17 protein-coding genes and 2 pseudogenes are annotated in these 21,330 nt (G+C 65.3%); 12 read left to right on the top strand and 7 right to left on the bottom strand.

The genetic code is table 11. From position 1 onward, the window contains the following. Position 1 precedes the first annotated feature (1 nt). Both modC and Q0030_RS15185 read left to right on the top strand, forming a co-directional pair. Positions 2–673 (top strand): molybdenum ABC transporter ATP-binding protein, encoded by a 672-nt coding sequence (gene modC, locus Q0030_RS15190; protein WP_298368341.1) that lies wholly within the window; start codon positions 2–4, stop codon positions 671–673. 93 nt (positions 674–766) lie between these two features. Further along, complete coding sequence (locus tag Q0030_RS15185; protein ID WP_298368339.1) at positions 767–1,939, top strand: hypothetical protein; 1,173 nt, start codon at positions 767–769, stop codon at positions 1,937–1,939. 66 nt (positions 1,940–2,005) lie between these two features. Here the strand turns inward: Q0030_RS15185 and Q0030_RS15180 are convergent, their stop codons facing one another. After that, entirely contained in the window at positions 2,006–3,799 is a 1,794-nt protein-coding gene (locus Q0030_RS15180; RefSeq protein ID WP_298368337.1) for a potassium/proton antiporter, read from the bottom strand. A 221-nt stretch (positions 3,800–4,020) separates the two neighbouring features. On the opposite strand from Q0030_RS15180, the gene Q0030_RS15175 reads away from it, so the two are divergent. Both Q0030_RS15175 and map read left to right on the top strand, forming a co-directional pair. Continuing rightward, positions 4,021–5,337, top strand: a complete 1,317-nt coding sequence (locus Q0030_RS15175; RefSeq protein ID WP_298368334.1) for a mechanosensitive ion channel domain-containing protein — start codon at positions 4,021–4,023, stop codon at positions 5,335–5,337. A gap of 168 nt (positions 5,338–5,505) precedes the next feature. After that, the gene (gene map / locus Q0030_RS15170) at positions 5,506–6,330 is read left to right on the top strand and encodes a type I methionyl aminopeptidase (protein WP_028340441.1); all 825 of its coding nucleotides are present in this window, start codon (positions 5,506–5,508) and stop codon (positions 6,328–6,330) included. Positions 6,331–6,364: 34 nt separating this feature from the next. Here the strand turns inward: map and Q0030_RS15165 are convergent, their stop codons facing one another. The 3 genes from Q0030_RS15165 to Q0030_RS15155 form a co-directional block, all read right to left on the bottom strand. Continuing rightward, positions 6,365–7,564 carry an MFS transporter gene (locus Q0030_RS15165; protein ID WP_298368328.1) on the bottom strand — a complete coding sequence of 400 codons (1,200 nt, stop codon included), beginning with the start codon at positions 7,562–7,564 and terminating at the stop codon, positions 6,365–6,367. A 47-nt stretch (positions 7,565–7,611) separates the two neighbouring features. Further along, on the bottom strand, positions 7,612–8,235 hold the full coding sequence (locus tag Q0030_RS15160; RefSeq protein WP_363323459.1) for a TetR/AcrR family transcriptional regulator: 624 nt from the start codon (positions 8,233–8,235) through the stop codon (positions 7,612–7,614). 61 nt (positions 8,236–8,296) lie between these two features. After that, positions 8,297–9,016 carry a DNA-3-methyladenine glycosylase I gene (locus tag Q0030_RS15155; protein WP_298368324.1) on the bottom strand — a complete coding sequence of 240 codons (720 nt, stop codon included), beginning with the start codon at positions 9,014–9,016 and terminating at the stop codon, positions 8,297–8,299. Between the two features lie 124 nt (positions 9,017–9,140). Between Q0030_RS15155 and radC the strand changes: the two genes are divergently transcribed. Further along, positions 9,141–9,854, top strand: coding sequence for a DNA repair protein RadC (gene radC, locus Q0030_RS15150; RefSeq protein WP_298368323.1), 714 nt, complete (start codon positions 9,141–9,143; stop codon positions 9,852–9,854). Positions 9,855–9,927: 73 nt separating this feature from the next. Here the strand turns inward: radC and Q0030_RS15145 are convergent, their stop codons facing one another. Continuing rightward, positions 9,928–11,277, bottom strand: coding sequence for an NAD(P)/FAD-dependent oxidoreductase (locus tag Q0030_RS15145; RefSeq protein ID WP_298368321.1), 1,350 nt, complete (start codon positions 11,275–11,277; stop codon positions 9,928–9,930). A 271-nt stretch (positions 11,278–11,548) separates the two neighbouring features. On the opposite strand from Q0030_RS15145, the gene Q0030_RS15140 reads away from it, so the two are divergent. Then, positions 11,549–12,487 carry a LysR family transcriptional regulator gene (locus Q0030_RS15140; protein WP_298368319.1) on the top strand — a complete coding sequence of 313 codons (939 nt, stop codon included), beginning with the start codon at positions 11,549–11,551 and terminating at the stop codon, positions 12,485–12,487. A gap of 176 nt (positions 12,488–12,663) precedes the next feature. Further along, positions 12,664–12,846, top strand: a pseudogene (locus tag Q0030_RS15135) (JAB domain-containing protein); the annotation flags it as partial. 27 nt (positions 12,847–12,873) lie between these two features. Here the strand turns inward: Q0030_RS15135 and Q0030_RS15130 are convergent. Both Q0030_RS15130 and Q0030_RS15125 read right to left on the bottom strand, forming a co-directional pair. Beyond that, complete coding sequence (locus Q0030_RS15130; protein ID WP_298368317.1) at positions 12,874–13,857, bottom strand: tripartite tricarboxylate transporter substrate binding protein; 984 nt, start codon at positions 13,855–13,857, stop codon at positions 12,874–12,876. Next, the gene (locus Q0030_RS15125; RefSeq protein WP_298368314.1) at positions 13,854–14,324 is read right to left on the bottom strand and encodes an SgcJ/EcaC family oxidoreductase; all 471 of its coding nucleotides are present in this window, start codon (positions 14,322–14,324) and stop codon (positions 13,854–13,856) included. The genes Q0030_RS15130 and Q0030_RS15125 overlap by 4 nt, the downstream gene beginning before the upstream one ends. Before the next feature lie 102 nt (positions 14,325–14,426). Between Q0030_RS15125 and Q0030_RS15120 the strand changes: the two genes are divergently transcribed. The 5 genes and pseudogenes from Q0030_RS15120 to Q0030_RS40580 all read left to right on the top strand — a co-directional run. Beyond that, the gene (locus tag Q0030_RS15120) at positions 14,427–15,317 is read left to right on the top strand and encodes a LysR substrate-binding domain-containing protein (RefSeq protein WP_298368312.1); all 891 of its coding nucleotides are present in this window, start codon (positions 14,427–14,429) and stop codon (positions 15,315–15,317) included. A gap of 199 nt (positions 15,318–15,516) precedes the next feature. Further along, entirely contained in the window at positions 15,517–17,631 is a 2,115-nt protein-coding gene (glgX, locus tag Q0030_RS15115) for a glycogen debranching protein GlgX (RefSeq protein ID WP_298368309.1), read from the top strand. A 446-nt stretch (positions 17,632–18,077) separates the two neighbouring features. Then, positions 18,078–19,943 (top strand): sigma-54-dependent Fis family transcriptional regulator, encoded by a 1,866-nt coding sequence (locus tag Q0030_RS15110; RefSeq protein WP_298368307.1) that lies wholly within the window; start codon positions 18,078–18,080, stop codon positions 19,941–19,943. A 141-nt stretch (positions 19,944–20,084) separates the two neighbouring features. Continuing rightward, positions 20,085–21,071 (top strand): 2,3,4,5-tetrahydropyridine-2,6-dicarboxylate N-succinyltransferase, encoded by a 987-nt coding sequence (dapD, locus tag Q0030_RS15105; RefSeq protein ID WP_298368305.1) that lies wholly within the window; start codon positions 20,085–20,087, stop codon positions 21,069–21,071. Then, a pseudogene (locus Q0030_RS40580) lies at positions 21,068–21,253 on the top strand (helix-turn-helix domain-containing protein); the annotation flags it as partial. The gene dapD and the pseudogene Q0030_RS40580, both read left to right, overlap by 4 nt. Positions 21,254–21,330: the final 77 nt, after the last annotated feature.

The following is a 21,330-nucleotide window of genomic DNA, read 5'->3' as shown; positions in this document are numbered from 1 at the left end:
GATGCTGCGCGTCGACATCACCAAGCAGCTCGGAGAGTTCTCGCTCGCGGCGTCGTTCAGCAGCGAGGGCCGTGTCACCGGCCTGTTCGGCGCATCCGGCTCCGGCAAGACCTCGCTGATCAACACCATCGCCGGGCTGGTTCGTCCTGATCGCGGCACCATCGTGATCGACGGCGAGACGGTCGATGACACCGCAGCTGGCATCCATGTTCCGACTTACCGGCGGCGCATTGGCTACGTGTTCCAGGACGCGCGGCTGTTTCCGCATCTCGATATCAGGCAGAACCTCGACTACGGCCGCCGCATGAACGGGCTCACCGAGGATCCTGCGCAACACAAACGCGTCGTCGATCTGCTCGACATCGGCGCCCTGCTCGACCGGCGCCCCGGAAAACTCTCCGGCGGCGAGCGGCAGCGCGTCGCGCTCGGCCGGGCCCTTTTGTCCAAGCCGCGGCTGTTGCTGCTGGACGAGCCGCTGGGCGCGCTCGACGAGAGCCGCAAGCTCGAGATCCTGCCCTATCTGGTGCGGCTGCGCGACGAGGCCGGCGTCCCGATGGTCTATGTCAGCCACGACGCGGCCGAGCTTCGTCAGCTCGCCACCCAGATCGTGATGCTGCGCCGCGGCCAGGTCACCGCATTCGGCGGTGTCAAGGTGTTGACGGGCGGCACGTAGCTAGCCGTTTTTCCGAAAGTCGGCATAAGATAGCCCATCTTGTCTGCTAGGCCCGGATCGGGACGTCCGATCGGGCATGGGGAAAGGTGCACCTTGCGACTGACTGGCTGGGTATTGCTGCTGATCGGCGGGCTACTGTGCGCAACGATTTCGTGGGCCGCCCTCGGCTTTCTGTTGATGGGCATCGGCCTGATCTCGCTGCAGGTCGCCGAGCGCCGCCGACGCCCGGATGACGCCGTGCCGGCCGGTGCTGGGGGATTTACCCCACCGCGCCTCAGTGCCGGGCTGCAGCCGCCGACCCTCGACCCGGTCACCGGCCAAGACACTGGCCAGGACACCGGACCGCAGCGCCAGCCGCGTCGGGTGGCCTGGCCCGACAAGAAGGCGGACCCGCCCTATGACCGGCAGGCCTGGCGCCGGCTGGTCGACAGCGATCCCGACCTCGCCCAGCTCGCCAAGGTGCTGGCCGATTACGGCCCGCAATATGTCGATGAGCTCGCGGCGAGCTATCTCGCCGCGCCCGACAAGAGCCGCCTCGGCGCGATCGTCGACGGCATCATCGCGCGCGCCCGCGACGGCCAGCCGGCCCCGCCACCCGCACCCGTCGAAGGATCGCTGCCACCGCCGCTGCCGCCACCCCGGCCTGAGCCAAAGCAGGTGGCCGCCCCTCCCGCCAAGCCAGCGACTTCGCCGGGCAATCCCGCCGCTGCGCTGGAAGCGTCACTGCTCGCCACGGTCGAGGAGGCTTCCGCCAGGGTCGCCGCCGAACGCGCGGGTCTCTTCAAGCCTGCCAAGGAGCCTAATAAGGAGCCTGGGAAGGCCACCGACAGCCGGCCGTCGACGGCGAGCCAGCGGGAACGACTGTTCGGTCGCGCCCCCCGGGACGCGAAGCCCGCCGAGCCGCCGCCGTTGCCGGCAGAGGCGCCCGCCGACCTCGAAGCATCGTTGATCACCGCCATCAGCGAGGCCGCCGCCAGACGGGCGGACGCATCCAAGCCGGTGCCAGAGCCGCCGCCGAAGAACGAGCCGGAGATCCGCGCCGTCACCCCACCGGCCAACACGCCGCCTGCGGAGACACCGCCTGCAAAGACACCGGCCGATCATCTCGACGAGACGCTGCTTGCGGCGCTGGCCGAAATTTCCGGCCAGAAGCTCAAGGACGAGCCCAAGTCGGACGCTGCGTCCAAGGGTCCGCCGGCCGACAACGGCCTGTCCGACATGATCAAGAAGTTCGCCCCGGATTCGAGCTTCCTGCGCAAGCAGTGACGGCGCGGGTCTTATTCTGACGCGTTTTCTTCACGCGAACCGGCATCTCCTTCGCTCGAAAACGCTTTAGACGCCGGCGACCGACGCCCAGATATCGGCAAGCTTGCGCCGGACGGTCTGCATCCGCGTCTGCGGTGCGACCTCCTCCTCTTCCTCCGGCAGGCGCAGACCGACGACATTGACGCGGCCGCCGCTGATGCTGCGCGCCACCAGCACGATCTCGTCGAGCGCGAGCTCGGCGCCTTCCTTCGGCGCGCGGTCGAGATTGATGTCGAAATAATCCGCCAGCGTCAGCTTGGCCTGATGCTCGTCGACCTTGACGCCGTAAATCTCGGCGAGCTCACTGAGCGTATGCTCGCCCGACACCATGAAGTCGCCGAGCAGATGCGGATCGGGCGCGCTCGACGGCGCCATGTCGACGAAGAAGCGATCGAGCGCCTCGGCGCGCTCTGGCGGCGCCAGCAGATAGATGTAGTCGCCGGGCGCGACCGGATCGGCCTCGACAGGCGTCAGGATCCGCTCGTCGCGGATCACCAGCGTCGGCTTCGACCACGACGGGATCAGGCCGCGGCGGAAATACAGGCTCTTCGGCCGCACCGGATAGCCGACCAGCTGCTGCTCGAGCTGGCCGGGCAGATCCAGTTCGACACGGCGCGGGCCGCGCTCGGCGCGCGGCAGCGCGACGTGCAGCCGCCGCGCCGCCGGTGCCAGCGTCCAGCCCTGCAACAGCAGCGAGATGATGACGACGACGAAGGCGACGTCGAAGTAGAGATAGGCCTTCGACAGCCCGACCAGCATCGGGATCGAGGCCAGGAAGATCGCGACCGCGCCGCGCAAGCCGGTCCAGGCGATGAAGACCTTCTCCCGCCAGTTGAACTTGAACGGCGCGAGACAGATCAGCACCGCCAGCGGCCGCGCCACCAGCATCAGCGCGAACGCCACCAGCACCGCGCCGCCGGCGCTGGAGAGCAGGCGATGCGGCGACACCAATAGGCCGAGCAGCACGAACATCACGATCTGGGCCAGCCAGGTCGCGGCGTCGAGGAAGGTCACCACCGAATTATGCGCGCGGGTCGGCCGGTTGCCGATGATGATACCGGCGAGATAGACCGCGAGGAATCCCGAGGCATGCACGATCTGGGAGCCGCCGAAGATCACCAGCGCCGCGGTGGTGACGAACGGCGCATGCAGGCCCTGCGGCAGCGCGACGTGATTCAGCGCGATCACCACCAGCCGGCCGCCGATCACCCCGATGATGGCGCCGAGCACGGCCTCCTGGATGAACTCCATCGCGATGTGCGAGGCCGAGCTCTGGCCGATCGAGATGAACTCGACCAGCATCAAGGTGAGGAAGATCGCGAACGGGTCGTTGGTGCCGGACTCTGCCTCCAGCGTCGCGCCGACGCGCGGGCGCAGGCGCAGGCCCTGGGTGTGCACCAAGAGGAACACCGCCGCGGCGTCGGTCGAGGCCACAACGGCGCCGACCAGAAGCGACTCGGTCCAGTTGAGGTCGAGCACATAGCGTGCGACCGGCGCGGTGATCAGCGCGGTCAGCAGCACGCCGGCAGTCGCCAGCATCATCGAGGGAGCCAGCACGGTGCGGATGCTGGCAAACCGCGTCTTCAGTCCGCCATCGAACAGGATCAGCGCGAGCGCCACCGAGCCGACCAGATAGGTGGTGCGGACGTCGTCGAACTGCAGCCGGCCGGGGCCGGAATCGCCCGCCAACATGCCGACCAGCAAGAACATCAGCAGCAGGGGGGCGCCGAACCGCAGCGCCAGCAGGCTGGACAGGATGCCGGCCATCACCAGCACCGCACCGAGCAGGATCGCTATACTGACGGAGTCGAGGGATGCCATGCGCCTTCGGAGGTCTCAAATACTTGCAATTGCATCCTTATCGTCGCCACACTGGGACGCCAACCGATTTCTGCCCTAAGCGGCCATGTGCCCGGTCTCCCTGCCCCTAGGTCGCCCCGGCACTGTGGTGTATCGATGGTCGCGTGCGCGCCATTGTGGGATTCTGGCTGCACCTTCGAATCACATTTGCCTGACCCGCGCTTCGAGTTGAGATTTTGCCGATGGACATGAGCTGGAAGGACGTCCTGGAATCGATCCAAATGGCAGCGCGCTCGGTCGGCGCCGAGGTGGCTTCGCCCTGGTTTTATTTGCAGTTCGGCATCATCCTCGCCGCCGCGGGCCTCGCCTACGCCGCCGATACCGCCATTCATGCGCGGGTCAACATGTCCACGCTGGCGAGCCGCTGGCCGCTGCCGCTCCGGCACTTTGCCCGGGTGATGGTGACGAGCGCCTCGACCGCGGTGTTCGCGGTGTTGATGGTGATCTCGCGCATCGTGATGTGGCACGCGACCTGGCCGAGCCGCAGCTACCTGATCGCGGTCTCCGCCAAGCTGGCGCTGGCCTGGCTCGTGATCCGCCTCGTGACCTCGGTGATCGACAACGCCTTCATCGTCAAACTGGTCTCGATCGCGGCCTGGGTGGTCGCCGCCCTCAGCATCATCGGCCAGCTCGACTGGGCGGCCGACACACTGGATTCGTTCGCCGTCGTCGTGGGCGGTCTGCGGCTGACGCCGCTGCTGCTGATCAAGGCCGGCGCGGTGCTGATCCTGGCGCTGTGGCTGAGCAATATCGCCAGCAATTTCATCGACGGCCAGATCACCCGCTCGACCGACCTGACCCCGTCGATCCAGGTGTTGCTGGTCAAGATCATTCGCATCGGCCTGATGGTGGTCGCGGTCGCCATTGCCTTGAGCGCCGTCGGGATCAATCTGTCGGCGCTGGCGGTGCTTTCCGGCGCGGTCGGCGTCGGCATCGGTTTCGGCCTGCAGAAGATCGTCGCCAACTTCATCTCGGGCATCATTCTGCTGGTCGACAAGTCGGTGAAGCCGGGCGACCTCGTCACTATCGGCGACAGCCAGGGCCGCATCAGCGCGATGAAGACCCGCTACATCTCGGTCGCCGCCGGCGACGGCCGCGAATTCCTGATCCCGAACGAGGATCTGGTGACGCAGAAGGTCACCAACTGGACCTACACCGACAAGAACACGCTGGTGAAGATCGCCTTCGCCGCCAATTACGACGCCAATCCGCGCCAGGTCTGCAAGCTCGCGATCGATACCGCCGCGGCCCACGCCCGCGCGCTCAAGGGCAAGCCACCGAACTGCATCCTCAACGAATTCGCCGAGCTCGGCATGAAGTTCTCGCTGACCTTCTGGATCGCCGACCCCGATGGCATGGACAATGTGAAGAGCGACGTCATGCTGGCGCTGTGGGACGCCTTCAAGCAGCAGGGCATCAAGGTGCCCTATCCGGTGCGGGAACTCCGCATCCGCGGCGCTGCGCTGCCGGTCGAAAGCGTGGTCGAGATCTCCAGCTAGCGCTTCAGCGCGGTCGCTTCGGAGCGCCGGCGGCCGCTGTTCCGGATTTTGCCGGAAAATCAAGTCGTTTGAGCATTGTCCCCATGCCCAGACTTGGCTTGCGCCGGGCGCGCCGATCATTAAATTAGGCCTTGCAATCAGCCCCTTGCCCGCAGAAACAACCCGCCCATGAGCTATATCGACGCCACCGACACCTCGCTTCGCAAGACCGGCCAGATCAAGCTGCACGGACCGAGCGGCTTTGCCGGCATGCGCAAGGCGGGCGCCCTGGTGTCGAAATGCCTCGACGCACTCACCGACATCGTCAAGCCGGGCATCCCAACCTCGGTCATCGACGAGTTCGTCCGCAAGTTCGCTTTCGACCACGGCGCCTATCCGGCGACGCTGATGTATCGCGGCTACCGCTACTCGACCTGCACCTCGATCAATCACGTGGTCTGCCACGGCATGCCGGGCGACCGCCCGCTGAAGGAAGGCGACATCGTCAATGTCGACGTCACCTTCATCGTCGACGGCTGGTACGGCGACTCCAGCCGCATGTATGCGATCGGCGCCATCGCGCGGAAGGCCGAGCGGCTGATCGAGGTGACCTATGAGGCGATGATGCGCGGCATTGCCGCGGTGAAGCCCGGCGCCACCACCGGCGATATCGGCCACGCCATCCAGAGCTTCGTCGAACCGCAGGGCATGAGCGTGGTGCGCGACTTCTGCGGCCACGGCCTCGGCCGCCTGTTCCACGACGAGCCGAACATCATCCATATCGGCCGTCCCGGCGAAGGCGCGCCGCTGAAGCCCGGCATGTTCTTCACCATCGAGCCGATGATCAATCTCGGCAAGCCGCATGTGAAGATCCTGTCCGACGGTTGGACCGCGGTGACCCGCGACCGCTCGCTGTCGGCGCAGTTCGAGCACTCGGTCGGCGTCACCGCCGACGGCGTCGAGATCTTCACGCTGTCCGAGCGCCACGGCGAGAAGCCGTGGGTTCAGGTGTAAGGCCACAGCGGTCTGGGACCACGTCAGCCCGCGGCTATTTCTTCTCCGTTGTGAGATAGATGAGCGCGCAGAGCGGCAGCGCGCCCCCGATTGTCGCCGCCAGCCACCATCCGCCCGAGGCATAGGCCCAGCCGCCGACCCCTGAGCCGAGCGCGCCGGCAAGGAAGAACGTTGCCATATAGAGCCCGTTGAGCCGGCTGCGCACGTCCGCACCCAGCACGAACAGCGCACGGAAGCCGAGCACGACGTTGGCCTGCACGCCAAAGTCGATCGCGATCGCGGCGGTCACGAACAGGACAAGTGACAGCGTCGACCCCGGTGCGACGATCACCGTGAGGGCAAACCCACAACTCGTCAGCAGCATGGCCGCGGCGGTCGCAGGACGCGTCCAGCCGCAATCGGCAACACGTCCCGCGATCGACGAGGCAACGGCGCCGGCGGCACCCAGAAGAGCGAACAGCGCGATCCCGGACTGCGACAATCCGAAGACGGGCGAGGCGAGCATGAGCGGCACGGTGGTCCAGAACAGGCTGAACACGGCGAACAGACTTGCCTGATAGAACGCGCGACGCCAGAGCACGGGCGTGGTCCGCGCAAGATGAACCATGGAGCCCAGCAACTCGGCGTAACGAAGGCGCGTCTGCGGCATGCGCGGCGGCAGCGTCCAGCGCAGCAGTATCGCGAGCGACACCATCAGCGCGGCGGACATCCAGTAGACCGCATGCCAGGACGATACCGACGCGATGAAGCTCGAGGCCGGGCGCGCCAGCATGATTCCGAGCATCAAGCCGCTGGTGACGTTGCCGACGACCCGGCCCCTGATGCGCTCGGGCGCGAGATGGCCCGCATAGGGAACCAGAATCTGCACAGCGACCGATGCGAAGCCGACCGACAGCGCAGCAACGAGAAACGGCAGCGGATGCCTCGACAGCGCCGCGGCGACCAGCGCCACCGCCGCGACCGCAATCACGGACGAGATCAGCCGGCGGTTCTCGATGAGATCGCCGAGGGGAACGATGAGCAACAGGCCGACGCCGTAGCCGATCTGGGTCATGGTCAAGATCAGGCCGGCCGATTCCGGCCGCAAGCCGAGTTCGGCCGCGATCGGCCCCGCCAACGGCTGGGCATAGTAGATGTTGGCCGCAATCAGACCGCAGGACAGGGCCAGCAGAAAGGTGAGCCGGTTGGACACCGAATCCGGCTCCGGCCGGACGTCGGACGTGATCGTCGTCATGGATACTCCAATTTAGGGAATGAACGCTTCCCAAATAGCCAAATCAATCAGGCGAGCAGTCTCATCGCGATATCCACCGCTGCTGAAGTGTCCGGGGGCGCGCGTCCGGCTCGTCCGACGACGCGCAGCCCTTGCGTGAAACAGACCATGACGCGGGCGGTCTCATCCGGATCGATCTTGGCCGAGATTGATCGGTCCGCCTGCCCTTGCCGAATCAGGTCGGCCAGAAGTGCCTCGTTCCGCGAGAGGGCCGCGGTGATCCGCGCCGCAACCTCTCGATCGGCGATCGCGAGCTCCACCGCGCTGCCAACAACCATGCAGCCGCGCCGTCCTTCGACGCCCTTCGCCGACTCGACGTAAAAGCCGAGCACGGCGCGCAGCCGCTCGCGAGCCGTCCGAGCCGCGCGGGCAACCGATGCAATCTGCTCGTTGCGCAGGAGCATGTAGCGGTCGAGCGCCGCCAGGAAAACCGCTCGCTTGTCCTTGAATGCCTTATAGATGCTGCCGGACGCCAGCCCCATTGCCCCGGTCAGGTCCTCGACCGAGGTGGCGTTGTATCCCTGCTCGCGAAACACCTTGATCGCCTTGTCGAGTGCCTCGTTCACGTCGAATTCCCGCGGCCGTCCGCGCGGACGCCCGACCTGATGCAGTGGCTGGACCATGGTGCTCATTCCCTTATTTAGGAAAAGATCATTCCCTAAATCAATTCACATCTTTGTGCAGCGCGAAAAATCAATAATCGCTCCGGGTGCGCTCGGTGATCTCCTCGGGCGTGTGGTTTTCTCCGATCGACATCGCGCAGATCCGCGACAGGTGCAGATAGGACAGCCCGGTCTCCTCCGCCCAGGCATTGAACTGCGCCTGCACCTTGGCGAGATCGCGCTTCGACTTGACCTCCTCGGCGATGTCGAGCCCGGCATCGCGCAGGCAGGCGACGACGTCGCGCGAGGTGACAAAGCCGTCCCAGCCGAGGAAGCGCAGCAGCATCTGCCCGGTGTTGCCGCCGAGCCGGCTGCCGCGCTTGGTCAGCAGATCGAGCAGCCCGATCTCGTCCGATGACGGCCAGGCCGCGAGGAATTTGCCGAAGCTGCCGTGCTCGCGCGCGATCTCCTGCACGAAACGGCCATTGTCGCGCACCGACATGATCTTGGCGCCGTTGCGCACGATCCTGGTGTCGCTCGTGAGCTTCTCCCAATATTCGTCCGGCTTGAACGCGAGCTTGGCGGGCTGGAAGCCGAGGAAAGCCGCCTCAAAACCCTCCCATTTCGCGTCGATCACGCTCCAGGCAAAGCCCGCGCAGAACACGCGTCTGGTCATTTCGGCCAGCACGCGGTCGTCGCCGAGCTTTGCCAGCGCCTTGGCGCCCGCCGGCGGCCGCAGCAGCTTCTCGAGCGCCTTCGGCCCGCCCTTGCGCTTCTCCGCACGCGAGCGGATCACCTTGAACGATGTCACGCGGCCCTCCCCCTTTTCGATCCTGAACGTTGCAGGTAACGGTAGTTCGCCCGCCGCGTCGTGGCAAACCGGGAAGTTGCATCGGCCCTTGCAAAACGCGGCAGGCACGGCATGGTTGTGGCCGATGCCCGCCAAATCCGATGCCAGCAACGACGACACTGACGAGACGCCGCATTATCACGGCCATCGCGAACGGCTGCGCGAGCGCTTCTACGCCGCCGGGCCGGACGCGCTGACCGATTATGAGCTCTTGGAGATGGCGCTGTTCGCCGCCATCCCGCGCCGCGACACCAAGCCCCTGGCCAAGGCTCTCTTGAAGAAGTTCGGCTCGTTCGCCGAGGTCGTGCACGCGCCGGTGGCGCGGCTGCGCGAGGTCGAGGGCGTCAAGGACGCCTCGATCAACCAGCTCAAGCTGCTCGCCGCGGCTGCCAGTCGCATCGCCAAGGGCGAGATCAAGGGCAGCATCGCGCTGTCGTCGTGGAACGACGTCATCGACTATTGCCGCACCAGCATGGCGTTCGCCGACAAGGAGCAGTTCCGCCTGCTGTTCCTCGACAAGCGCAACCAGCTGATCGCCGACGAGGTGCAGCAGACCGGCACCGTCGATCACACCCCGGTCTACCCCCGCGAGGTGATCAAGCGCGCACTGGAACTGTCCGCCACCGCGCTGATCCTGGTGCACAATCATCCGTCCGGCGACCCGACCCCGTCGCAGGCCGACATCCAGATGACGAAAGCCATCGTCGACATCGCCAAGCCGCTCGGCATCGCCGTGCACGATCACATCATCGTCGGCAAGAACGGGCATGCGAGTTTGAAGGGGATGAAGCTGATTTAGACTGGCGAAGTGCGCTTTCGCGTATATCTCCCTACACGTTCGCACTCACTGCGGACGCGGGAATGCAGTGCGTTCACGCTTCAGCACCGCTTTTCTCCTCGGCCGAGAACTTGGTAACATCTTCGTCGATCGTGAACTCATCACCGCGCAGTTCAGGATCGTCCCATGCGAGGAAGCGCCGCCAGTTGCGCGCGTAATCCTCGGCCCACAGCGCTGCGACGACGCCCCTTGCGACGCGTTCGGCGCCGACGCTGATCGCCGGGACGTCGCCTGTAATGGGCCCGTGGCTCAGGAAGGCCGGGAAATTGAAGCAATGCACGCGCTCGACCCATGGCGCCGCGCCCGAGGTCCGCTCGAGGAATTCCAGATCGGGCCCGAGGAATGGGTGGTCGGCCTGGGCAAATTCGCGATTCGCCGGCGCGAAGCGATCGCGCCACTTAAGGACATGCGGCGCGAGCGCGGCAAGCTCTGGTCGGCGTGGCCAATCCACTGCGAAGCCCGTGGCAAGAATCAGGAAGTCGAAGGCAAGCGCTCCGCGCGTCGTATCGAGCACAACGCGGCCGTCGCGCAACGCGACGTTGCGCGGCGCGCAGCGCGCGATGATGGAAAAGTTGTCGTGCCGCGAGCAGCGCAGCATCGAATCGCGCGGCGGTGGAACCGCCGCATCGTCGATGCCCTGCACGAACGACCAGCGCTGCGCAAGCGTCAGCCGGTTGAAGCCGTGCCACATGCCGGGGCTCCAGATGCCCTTGCCGCGATTGATGCGCGGCACGTCCGCGCGCCGCACCAGCATCGCGACGCGCGCGGCCCCCGCCTCCAGCGCCTCGGCCGCGGCGTCGACCGCAGAGGCACCGGAGCCGATCACGCCGACCACCTTGCCGCGCAGAGCGGCGAAATCGATGTTGTCGCTGGTGTGCGCGCAGCACCCTCGGTCAAGACCGGCAAACAGCGGCGGCACATAGGCGCCACCGAGACCGTCGCGGCCGTTGGCGAGGAGGAGACGACGTGCGGCCACGCGCTCGATACCGGCAGCGGAGCGCACGGTCAGCAGTACCGTCTCGGAGTCGCCGCTGAGGTCGACGAGCTCGGTGTGGTTCTCTATCGGCAGGTCGGTCACTTTGCGGTACCAGCGCAGATAGTCCAACCACTGCAGCCGCGGAATGCGGTGCATCTTGGTCCAGGCCAGCCGACCGAACTGCGCCTCGAACCAAGCGCGGAAGGTGAGATTGGCGAAGCCGAGCGCGGGGCCAGCAAGCTCCGGCGGTGAGCGCAGCGTCTCCATGCGCGCGAAGGTCGCCCACGGCCCCTCGAAGCCTTCCGGGGAGCGATCGAACACACGCATGTTGCGCACGCCGAGGCATTTGAGCGCAAAGCCCGCGGACAGCCCCGCCATGCCGGCGCCGACGATCGCGATATCCAGCACCGGTCCCCACTCGGGGTGGGTGCGCGGCTCAAGCCAGTCCTTCGCCGGCCACGACAGCGCCAGAAAGTCGATATCGCGCGCAAGGCGCGCCTCAAGCTCGGCGAGCGAGCGCGGCCCGGGGTCGTCTGTTGGAAACGCGATTGCGTCGTTCATCGCTCATCTCGGATCAGCGCCCGACGGCTCGAATGACGCATATTACTCGAACTGGTCATGCGTATCTCATATTATTGTTGGATGAGCTCATATCAATACCGTCATGGGAGACGCCGGCATGCAGTTGAGCGAACGCGTAGGCCACCGAATGAAGTTGCGAGACCTAAATGTCTTCATGACGGTGGTGCAGGCCGGCAGTATGGGGAAGGCGGCACAACGCCTCAACACAGGTCAGCCTGCAGTATCGAGATCGATCGCAGACCTGGAGCATACGCTCGGTGTGCGCCTGCTCGACCGCGACCGCCAGGGCGTAGAGCCGACGCCCTATGGTCGCGCTTTGCTCGATTGCGGAGTGGCTGTATTTGACGATCTGCGCCGGGGGGTGAGGGATCTGGAATTCTTGGCCGATCCTACGGCAGGGGACGTGCGGATTGGATGCAATCCGTTTCTGGCTACGGGCTTCGTCTCAGCTGTCGTTGATCGGTTGTCGCGGCGCTATCCGCGCATGACATTCCACCTGGTGACGGGGGAGACCGAGACCCTCTATCGAAGGCTGAATGAGCGCGAGGTCGATTTCTCAATCACAGTATTGCGGGCTCCGATCGCCAATGACCGACTGGAGCTTGAAACGCTCTATGAGGACCCTTTGATCCTCGCCGCGGGCGTGCAGAGTCCGTGGGCACGGCGGCGAAGGATTGCGCTTTCCGAACTCGTGAATGAATCCTGGGTGTTGGCCGCGCCGGAAGCAACGATTACATCGCTCTTCAACCAAGCCTTCCTCGCCAACGGGCTCCAGTGCCCTCGCGCGACTGTGGTCGCCGTGCCACCTGAAGTGCGGATCAGTCTCCTGACAACCGGACGCTTCCTCTCGGTTTTGCCGGCTTCCGTGTTGAAGTTCTTCAGTCGGCGCGCCGAAGTAAAGATCTTGCCCGTCGAACTCCCCGTCGCCGGAGTGCCAAACGGAATAGTGACACTGAAGAACCGCACGCTCGGCCCCGCCTCGCAAAGATTCATCCAGGCCGCACGCGAGGTTGCGAGATCGTTTGCAACGGCTTAGAAACGGCGCGGATGGTGCCGAAATTGACTTTGGCATCGGGATCCGTCGTGCCTGCCAATCGCGCAACCGGATGCAGCGTGACGTTCCAAGACGATCACAAAAGAGCAATCGTTATCGCCCCCAATTGGCGCCCCTCTTACGTTGATTGGCAGAAAAAATTGTTGAACGATCATAGCAATAGTGTGGCTATTGGCTTGCTGCACAATCACCCGTCTGGCGACCCGACGCCGTCGCAGGCCGACATCCAGATGACCAAAGCCATCGTCGACATCGCCAAGCCGCTCGGCATCGCCGTGCACGATCACATCATCGTCGGCAAGAACGGGCATACGAGCTTCAAGGGGATGCGGCTGATCTAGAAGGCGCGCGCTCACCCAAGCGGCCTCTCAGTCGAGCCTGATGCCGGTTTCTTTGATGATGGGGCCCCAGCGCCGGTGCCCTTCGTTGACCAGCTGCCGGAGCGTGTCGCTTGACCCGGTAAGCGGGCGGAAGCTGAGCTTGGCGAATTGCTGCTGCACCTCGGGCGCGGCGACGATCGCCGCAACCTTGCGATTGAGGTCGATCAGGACCTCGCCCGGTGCTTTGGCCGGTGCAACCAGGCCGAACCAGGCTTCCGCTTCCGCACTTGCGAGTCCTGCTTCGGCAACTGTTGGAACGTCAGGTAGATCGGGTTCGCGCACGCGGCCGGTCACGGCCAATGCCTTGACAGCACCAGCCATGACCTGCGGTGCGATCAGGGGCGGAGCATCGACGAACAGTTGAACGTCACCGCGCATCACGGCGGTAAGCCCTTCGGGGCCGGTGCGGAACGGCACGAACTGCACATCGATACCGGCGGTGCGCACCAGTAGCCGCGCGACGACATCGGGCGGCGAGCCATTGCTCGCGGTGCCGAGCGCGAGGCGCCCGGGATGAGATCTTGCGTAGGCGACGAGTTCGGCCAGGTTCGCGGCCGGGACCGACGGATGGGCCGCAACGGCCAGCGCGCCGACGACAAGGGGACAGACCGGGGCAATATCCTGAACGGGATCGTAAGGCAGCTTGGCAAACAGATAGCTGTTGAAGACGAGCTGCGACATCGAAGCGATCGCAATCGTGTAGCCATCCGGATTGCTGGAGACGAGCGCCTGCATGGCGACGATGCCTCCCGCGCCCGGCCGATTTTCGACCACGACCGGCTGGCCGGTGACGGCCGACAGCCGATCGCCGACCACGCGGGCGACCAGATCGGGAACGCTTCCGGGCCCGCCGGCAACGAGGAGATGAAAGGGCCGCGCGGGAAACTTCTCCGCCCGAGCCGTTGCACCGAGCAGCGCGAGTGCGGTCGCACCTTGCAGGCTGCACAGGATCTGTCGCCGCGTTGCAATCATCGTCCTGACCTTTCCTCACCGTGTGATACCGCGTCTGATCGTAGATTTGTGTTCTGGCCTGCAATGATGCGTGCGCCGCCCTCGGCCGGCTGCTCAACCAGCCAGGTGAAGATTCCCCGTCGCGGCTGCCTCGGTTTCCCGTCCGGATCGCGATCGCCTTCGATTGCCCAGCGCAGGTGGACAAGGAAGAGCGTGTCGCGCAGCCTTCGCGCGGTCTGATCGACATTGCGCCAGGCGCTGTCGCGCATCTGGAGGCGATGGATCTCGGCGTGATGGCGCCTGAACGCGTCGGCTCCTCGCAGCCAGACGCCGGCGACGGTGACGAAATCGATGTCGCGATCCACAAGCCGGGCGAGGCCGTCGATGTCGTGCCGATTCCAGGCGATGGCCCAGTCGACGGCCATCGTGGCAGCGATTGAGTTGGCCGCTGTCGCATCGGGATCGGTCAACGTTCGGCCGGCGATCATGTTGAAACTCCCTCGAAGTTGCCAAGACCCTGCGTCCCCGCGATGATGCAGTCAAATCGACAAATATTTTGAGATCATGCGTTTTTGATATGAGGGTGCAGAATGAACCTGAAACATCTCCAGGCTTTCCACGCGGTGTTTTCCACCGGCTCGGTGACCGAAGCGGCGCGTCGGCTGCACCTGTCGCAGCCGGCCGTGAGCCGCATGATCGCCGATCTCGAACGCGAGCTGGGCCTTGCCCTGTTCGTCCGGCAGCGGCAACGGCTTGTCGTCACCGGCGAAGGTCGCGCCTTCTTCCGCGAGGCCGAACGCGCATTGGCCGCGGTAGATCAGATCGTGGACATCGCGCGCGACATCCGCACGCTGCGGGGCGCACACCTGCGCGTCGTTGCACCGATGATCGTTGCGTTCGGCCTGATGCCGGCGGTGATCAAGGCGTTCACAGCCCTGCACCCCAAGGCGCGGGTCTCTCTGGAGATCAGAAATATCACCGAGCTCGCCGACTGGATCGTCACGGGCCCGTTCGATGCCGGCATCACCATGCTGCCATTCGAGGACGCACGCGTCGAATGCGAGCACCTGGTGACCGCTCGCTGCCTGCTTGCGCTGCCAAAGTCCCATCGGCTGGCGGGCAAGCCTTACGTGCGTCTGAGCGAACTCGATGGCGAGCGGATGATCCTGCCGCCGCACGGGATCCCCAACCGGGACCGGTATGCCGCGGCGCTCGCCGCGGCCAACGCCTCTTATGATGGATCAATCGACACGCCCTCGGCATTCTCGGCCTGCCAGCTCGTCGGCGCGGGATTGGGACTCGCCATCGTCGATCCGTTCACCGCTCGGGCCGCCGCGTCATTCGATCTTGTCGCTGTTCCACTTCGGCCGGCCATCGAGCTGTCGTTCGGCCTGTTCTTTCCGGCAAACCGCCCGCGCTCCGTGATGGTCCAGTCGTTCGCCAAGGCTGCGAGGTCGGCGCTGCTTCCGCGGGCGCGATAGATAAATGGATTCAGGGCTCGTGCTTCGCACGCCCTCAGGTGCGCAATTGCGCACCGGGGAATGACGAACGGATGGGGTGAGCCCAATCCCGACCGTCACACGATCCATGACAACTACCGCTAAACTGGCCAATGCAACGTTTTCCGCACGGCGGCGTTTGTTGCAGGTTGATTTGCCAGTTCCAGGGCTTGGGGGACCGATGTCCGATTTCGTGATCGAGGAAGGGCTGCCCTATCCGCTGGGCGCGCATTGGAGCGGCCACGGCACCAACTTCGCGGTGTTTTCCGCCAACGCCACCAAGGTCGAGGTCTGCCTGTTCGACGGCGAGCGCGAGACCCATCGCTTCGAGCTGCCCGAATATACCGACCAGGTGTTCCACGGCTTCATCAACGGCGTACAACCCGGCACGTTCTACGGCTATCGCGTGTACGGCCCCTACCAGCCCGACAGCGGCCACCGCTTCAATCCGAACAAGCTGCTGCTCGATCCCTATGCCTGCGCCCATGCCGGCAGCCTGACCTGGAATCCGGCGGTGTTCGGCTACAAGATGGAAACCGGCGACGATCTCACCTTCGACGAGCGCGACAGCGCGCCGTTCATGCCGAAATGCGTGGTGGTCGATCCCAACTTCGACTGGGTCCAGGAGGCGCAACGGCAGGACGTGCACTGGGACGAGACCGTCGTCTATGAGACCCACGTCAAGGGCTTTACCAAGCAGCATCCGGGCATCCCTGAAAACCTGCGCGGCACCTATGCCGGCTTCGGCGCGAACGCGGCGATCGATCATCTCAAGGCGCTCGGCATCACCTCGGTCGAGCTGCTGCCGGTGCATTCCTTCATCAACGACAGCAATCTCCTGGACAAGCACCTCACCAATTACTGGGGCTACAACACGATCGGCTTCTTCGCGCCGGACCCGCGCTACGCCGCCGACGTGCCGAACAGCCTGCGCGAATTCAAGGAGATGGTGTCGCGGCTGCATGGCGCCGGGCTCGAAGTCATTCTCGATGTCGTCTACAACCACACCGCCGAAGGCAATGAGCGCGGCCCGACGCTGTCGTTCAAGGGCATCGACAATGCGAGCTATTACCGGCTGCTGCCCGACAAGCGACGCTACTACATCAACGACACCGGCACCGGCAACACGGTGAACCTGTCGCATCCGCGGGTGATCCAGATGGTGATGGACAGCCTGCGCTACTGGGCCGGCCACATGCATGTCGACGGCTTCCGCTTCGATCTCGGCACCATCCTGGCGCGCGAGGTCTACGGCTTCGACGAGCAGTCCGGCTTCCTGAAGGCGATGAACCAGGACCCGCTGCTCGCAACCGTCAAGCTGATCGCCGAGCCCTGGGACTGCGGCCCCGGCGGCTACCAGGTCGGCGGCTTTCCCGCCGGCTGGGCGGAATGGAACGACAAGTACCGCAACACCGTGCGCGATTTCTGGCGCGGCGAGGCGGCGCCAGGCAGCCTGGCGCCGCGGTTGCTCGGCTCGCACGACGTGTTCAACCGCGAGGGGCGCCGCACCTGGGCCAGCGTCAATTTCATCACCGCGCACGACGGGTTCACGCTGAACGACTGGGCGAGCTACAACAACAAGCACAACGAGGCGAACGGCGAGCACAACAACGACGGCTCGTCCGACAACCACTCCTGGAATTGCGGCGCCGAGGGCCCGACCGACAATTCCGAAATCCGCACTCTGCGCGAACGCCAGAAGCGCAACATGCTGGCGACCCTGCTAGCCTCGCAGGGCACGCCGATGCTGCTCGGCGGCGACGAGTTCGGCCGCACCCAGCGCGGCAACAACAACGCCTATTGCCAGGATAACGAGATCTCCTGGTTCGACTGGCGTTTTTCCGACGACGCCAACAAACTGCTCGCCTTCACCAGGCGGATGATCAAGCTGCGGCGCGACTATCCGATCCTGCGCCGCAGCCGGTTCCTCTCCGGCGATCGCGATCCGCAGCTCGAGATCCGCGACGTGGTCTGGATCAACAGCTCGGGCGTGGAGATGACGCAGGCCGACTGGACCACCGGCTGGGTCAAATGTTTCGGCGTCGTGCTCGACGGCCGCGCCCGCAAGACCGCGATCGCCCGCACGGGCGAGGATGACACCGTGCTCGTGATCCTCAACAGCTACGAGGCCGAGGTCGATTTCAAGCTGCCGCCGACGTCGGCGGGGCCACAGTGGTCGCTGCTCGTGGATACGAATGCGCCGGAGGAACCGGCGGGCGCGCAGTTCGCGTTCGACAGTATGTACAAGACGGCCGGTCGCTCGTTCGTGCTGTTTGCGGCAGGCGAGGCGAAGTAGCTCCGTAGCCCGGATGAGCGAAGCGACATGCGGGAGCTTGCGGCGCGCCGGCCCCGGATGTCGCTTCGCTCATCCGGGCTACAAAGCGACGCCTTCATCCGGGCTACAGGTCCGCCTTCTCCTTCCCCCTGAAAGGGGGAAGGTCGGGATGGGGCGGCCACAGGCGACGCTCCATGCGGAGAGAGCGGATCCCCACCCGCTTTGCTCTGACGAGCAAAGCGACCTCCCCTTTTCAAGGGGAGGTTGGCCGTGTACCTCCACTCAGTCCGCACCATCACATTCCGGGTCCGTGCTTCGCACGCCCTCAGATGCGCAATTGCGCATCGGGGAATCACAGATAGAGCGCCCCCTCCCTCCAAGGTCCCCTCCCCGCGACCCCGTCGGCCAATTGACATTCGCCGTCGGGGTGCCAGACTTCGCGAAAAATGAGGGGTGGAGACCTCTGGATGGCCAATCTTTCGGCCTCAAATCACGTCGCCCGTGTTTTATCGACAGCCAATCAGTTGGCTGGCGTCGACACCGAGGCGCGGATCGCCGCGTCCTGGCGGCGCTGCGTGGTCAATCACAACCTCGATCCGGCCCGGCGCGGGCCGCCGCAGACCCTGACCGAGGCCGAGGTCCGGCACATCGCCGAGCCGATGGAGGATTTGATCCAGGTCGCGATCCCGGAGCTCGAGGATCTTGCCCGCGTGCTCCACGACTCCGGCTATTGCGTCAACCTCGCCGATCCCAACGCCACGATGCTGGTGAGCCGGCTGCCCGGCGGCGACTACGCGCGGATGTTCCTGGAATGGAAGATCTACACCGGCTCGAACTTCGCCGAGACTTTTGAGGGCACCAACGGGCTCGGCACCGCGCTCGCCGAGCAGCGGCCGATCATCGTGCATGGCGACGAGCATTTCCGCGAGCAGTGGCACATGTTCACCTGCGCGGTGTCACCGCTGTTCGATCATGCCGGCCGGCTCGCCGGCGCCGTCAACATCACCTCCTGCCGCAGCGATCTCGGCCGCAGCGCGCATGAACTGGCACTCGCCGTCACCGCGGAGGCGACACGGCGGATCGAGCAGTCGTTCTTCCGCCGGCGCTACCGCGCGTCCTGGATCGCGACATTGCCCGGCGACGGCCACGGCATGCTCGCCTATGACGACGACCGCCGCGTCGTCGGCGCCTGCCGCACCGCGCGCGGCGTATTCGGCCTGACAGACGCGATGATCGATGACGGCATCGACCTGTCGCGCCTGATTCAACTGGACGACCGCGCGACGCGGGCCTCGGACGAGCCGGTCCCGCTGCGCCGGGCCGACGGCACGCCGTGGGGCCGCGGCCGCGTGGCGCCGCCGGTGCGCGCGCGTGTCTCCCGTCCGCTGCCGACACCATCGCGCGAAACGCCGGCCGGACAGTTTTCAGGCCTGCACCGGCTCGCGGGCCGCGATCCCGTGCTGATCAAGGGCGTGAAGCGGCTGATGACGGTCGGCAATCTCGATCTGCCGATCCTGCTGCGGGGCGAGACCGGCGCCGGCAAGGACGTGTTCGCGCGCGCCATTCATGCGGCCAGCAATCGCGCCGGCCGCAACTATGTCGCGCTGAACTGCGCGGCGATGCCGGAGAGCCTGATCGACGCCGAGTTGTTCGGCTACGAGGCCGGCGCCTTCACCGGCGCGCGGCGCGAGGGATCGAAGGGGCTGATCGTGCAGGCGAGCGGCGGCACGCTGTTCCTCGACGAGATCGGCGACATGCCGCTGTCGCTGCAAACGCGGCTGCTCCGCGTGCTGGAAAATCGCGAGGTCTGGCCGCTCGGCGCGCTGAAGCCGGTACCCGTCGACATCCGCCTGATCAGCGCCACCCATCGCGACCTCGCAGGGATGGCCGAGGACGGCAGCTTCCGCTCCGATCTGTATTATCGGCTGCGCGGGATGGAGATTCGGTTGCCCGCCTTGCGGGAACGCGCGGACCGCAGGGACATCATCGTGCAGATCGCCGACGAGGAAGCGCCGCACTGCCGCATCTCGGCTGATGCGTGGGCACAGCTGATGGCCTATCCCTTCCCCGGCAACATGCGCCAGCTCCGCCACGTGCTGCGGCTCGCGGGGGCCACCGCCGACGGCGGCGTCATCACCGAGGCCGATCTCGATCTGCCGCCGTTCGGTGCGCGCATCATGGAGGCCGATCACGCGGCGACCGAGCGCGCCGCGATCGCCGAAGCCTTGCGCGCCAATGGCGGCCGGGTGAACGACGCGGCGAAAGCGCTCAAGCTCAGCCGCGCGACGTTGTACCGGAAAATCAAGGCGTTGAAGATCGGGCTGGACGGCTAGATCGGTCAGTGCGTCCAACGCCGTCACGATCCGGCATGATGGACAAGGACAGCCAAGATCGGACAATCTGGGAAAATGGTGACGCGTTGCTGTGCCATTTTTCGAATAGCATTCCAATCGCAAATGGAAGGATGATCTGACGTGACAGAAGCACGCCATGAAGAGCCAGGCGCGGAAGGCTATGGCCTGGCCTCGGTCGCGGATAATGGCACTGTCCTCGACACCTGGTTCCCGGCGCCGAGGCTCGGCCATTCGTTCGGCCCATCCGGGTCAACGGTGCTCACGGCTGAGCAGGCCACCGCTGCCTTGGATCAGAGAGCAACGGCGTGCTTGCACGCTGATGCCCGCCGCGCAGTTTCTGTGATCCCGGTCAAGACCGTCATTGAGGATCTGACTCAACCTCCGCAAGATGCTCACGATGTCTATCTGCGCCTTCATCTCCTGAGTCACCGCCTCATCCGGCCACACGGCGCCAATCTGGATGGAATGTTCGGCATTCTTGCAAATGTCGCCTGGACGTCTATGGGACCTTGCTTGCCCGAGCAGATTGAAGCGCTTCGCTGGGCCGCTCGCGCATCGTCCTTCACCCTGGAGGTACGCAGCATCGACAAGCTGCCGCGCATGACCGACTACGTCGTGCCAGAGGGCGTCCGCATCGCCGATGCCAGCCGAGTGCGACTAGGTGCTTATCTGGGACGCGGAACGACTGTGCTCCATGAAGGGTTCTGCAACTTCAACGCCGGAACCTTGGGGACCTCCATGGTGGAGGGACGCATTAGCGCAGGCGTTGTGGTTGGCGATGGCACGGATATCGGTGGCGGCGCATCGATCATGGGCACCCTTTCCGGTGGCGGCAAACAGGTCGTGTCGATCGGCGAGCGCTGTTTGCTCGGCGCCAATTCCGGCACCGGCATCGCGCTTGGCGACGATTGTGTTGTTGAGGCCGGTTGCTACGTCACCGCCGGCACTCTCGTCCGCCAGCGCTCGGGAGAGGTCGTCAAGGCGGTCGAGCTATCCGGCAAATCGAACATTCTTTTTCGACGCCACTCGCAGACGGGGGCCGTCGAAGCGATTCCTCGCAATATCCCCTGGGGCAGCCTTAACCCGGCCCTTCATGCGCTCAGATAAGAGCGCCCTGCCGCACGAGGGTTCGAGGGGCCAGCGCGGCCAACGGCAAGGGAGGGCTCATCACCGCGGCCGATCACGCGGCGAGCGAGCGCGCCGCGATCGTCGATGCTTCGCGCGCCCATAACGGAAGAGTGACGGACGCTGCCAGGGCGCTCAGGCTCAGCCGCGCGACGTTGTACCGGAAGATCAAGGCGTTAGGGATCGAGCTGGACAGCCAGACCCGAACAACACCTGTTGTTCCGGCCGTGCGGGAAAGGTG

It is taken from the genome of uncultured Bradyrhizobium sp. (assembly GCF_947648125.1).
GTDB lineage: Bacteria > Pseudomonadota > Alphaproteobacteria > Rhizobiales > Xanthobacteraceae > Bradyrhizobium.
This window is presented reverse-complemented; position numbering and strand designations above follow the sequence as displayed.

What these genes read in the sequence shown, in the direction of transcription:
- Q0030_RS15140 (WP_298368319.1), top strand. Translation starts at nt 11,549, where the DNA reads ATGCAGTTGAGCGAACGCGTAGGCCACCGAATGAAGTTGCGAGACCTA.
- Q0030_RS15125 (WP_298368314.1), bottom strand. Translation starts at nt 14,324, where the DNA reads ATGATCGCCGGCCGAACGTTGACCGATCCCGATGCGACAGCGGCCAAC.
- map (WP_028340441.1), top strand. Translation starts at nt 5,506, where the DNA reads ATGAGCTATATCGACGCCACCGACACCTCGCTTCGCAAGACCGGCCAG.
- modC (WP_298368341.1), top strand. Translation starts at nt 2, where the DNA reads ATGCTGCGCGTCGACATCACCAAGCAGCTCGGAGAGTTCTCGCTCGCG.
- Q0030_RS15165 (WP_298368328.1), bottom strand. Translation starts at nt 7,564, where the DNA reads ATGACGACGATCACGTCCGACGTCCGGCCGGAGCCGGATTCGGTGTCC.
- glgX (WP_298368309.1), top strand. Translation starts at nt 15,517, where the DNA reads ATGTCCGATTTCGTGATCGAGGAAGGGCTGCCCTATCCGCTGGGCGCG.
- Q0030_RS15160 (WP_363323459.1), bottom strand. Translation starts at nt 8,235, where the DNA reads ATGAGCACCATGGTCCAGCCACTGCATCAGGTCGGGCGTCCGCGCGGA.
- Q0030_RS15180 (WP_298368337.1), bottom strand. Translation starts at nt 3,799, where the DNA reads ATGGCATCCCTCGACTCCGTCAGTATAGCGATCCTGCTCGGTGCGGTG.
- Q0030_RS15110 (WP_298368307.1), top strand. Translation starts at nt 18,078, where the DNA reads ATGGCCAATCTTTCGGCCTCAAATCACGTCGCCCGTGTTTTATCGACA.
- radC (WP_298368323.1), top strand. Translation starts at nt 9,141, where the DNA reads ATGCCCGCCAAATCCGATGCCAGCAACGACGACACTGACGAGACGCCG.
- Q0030_RS15120 (WP_298368312.1), top strand. Translation starts at nt 14,427, where the DNA reads ATGAACCTGAAACATCTCCAGGCTTTCCACGCGGTGTTTTCCACCGGC.
- Q0030_RS15130 (WP_298368317.1), bottom strand. Translation starts at nt 13,857, where the DNA reads ATGATTGCAACGCGGCGACAGATCCTGTGCAGCCTGCAAGGTGCGACC.
- Q0030_RS15175 (WP_298368334.1), top strand. Translation starts at nt 4,021, where the DNA reads ATGGACATGAGCTGGAAGGACGTCCTGGAATCGATCCAAATGGCAGCG.